1 protein-coding gene is annotated in these 1,174 nt (G+C 46.1%); it reads right to left on the bottom strand.

The features are described from left to right. A partial coding sequence (locus B3W37_RS09405) for a Kelch repeat-containing protein (RefSeq protein WP_483175554.1) occupies positions 1-1,154 on the bottom strand: 1,154 nt, incomplete at its 3' end. Positions 1,155-1,174 lie beyond the last annotated feature (20 nt).

The following is a 1,174-nucleotide window of genomic DNA, read 5'->3' on the forward strand; positions in this document are numbered from 1 at the left end:
AGCTGCCATGAGTTTGGTGCTTGTTCCTGTGGAGCAATTATTCCTGGGTTGAATTCATGAACATATTGACAAACCCCGCTACTATCTAGACCCCCAATAAGGTAAGCCCTATCATTTGTTGTAATACACGACATTAGAGCTTTGGCTTCCGGCATACTGCCCTCTGTACTCCAGGAGTCGGTAATCGGATTGTATGCTTCAATAACATCCAAGCAACCAGCACCATCACTGCCACCCATGGCATAAATCAGGCCACCTATGTTAACAGCCACTAACCCGTATCGAGCCTTGGGCATGTTTTGTTTGCCAGTCCAAGTGTCTGTCTGCGGATCATATTCATAAACTGTATTAAGCGGGTTGTTATTGGTGTCTTGTCCGCCGATGACATATATTTTCCCGCCACAAGACACTGCCCCAAGCTTACTGACTATAGCTGGCAGATTGGCTTTGGCGGTCCAGGTGTTATTAACAGGATCATAAACCTCGGTAATGTTTGAATCGATTCCGCCAATAACGTAGATTTTGCCGTCAATTACAGCGGTTCCTGGATTCCTATGGTAACCAGTGCAGCTCGCTTTTGATGACCAGGTATTTGTAGAAGGGTCATACATTATGGTTGAACGGGTAATACCAGCTGGGACGGCACCGGCAACTACAAATATTTTATTGTCGACCGAAGCACAGCCAAGTCCATACCGAGCTTCCGGCATTGCCCGTACGGTGCTCCAGGAATCGGTTTCAAAATCATAAACCTCATTAAGTGCTTTCTTATTGTAATATGTATCGTCGATGCTACCTCCAAGAGCATAAATCTTCCCCCCGGCCTCAGCTGCTCCGAGTTCATAGCGTGCAGAAGGCATATTAGCTTTTTGGGTCCATTTTTCGGGCTCTGATTCATTCTTGGCAGGGTCATATTCCTCCACTCTAGTTAGAACACGCGTATCACAACCGCCAATAGCTAATATCTTATTATTTACTGAGACGACATTTGCTTTATAGCGTGGGGTGGGCATGGAGACTCGGTATTGCCAGGTATTATCCTGCACATTATAAGCCATTACATCACCATAATATTGCCCATCACTATATCCGCCTATAGCGAAAATAGTCCCGTTTACGGTTACCGCTCCGAATTGATCCCGCGGCGCCAACATATTTTCCCTAACTGTCCAGG

This window comes from Syntrophomonas sp. UBA5494, from assembly GCF_002426325.1.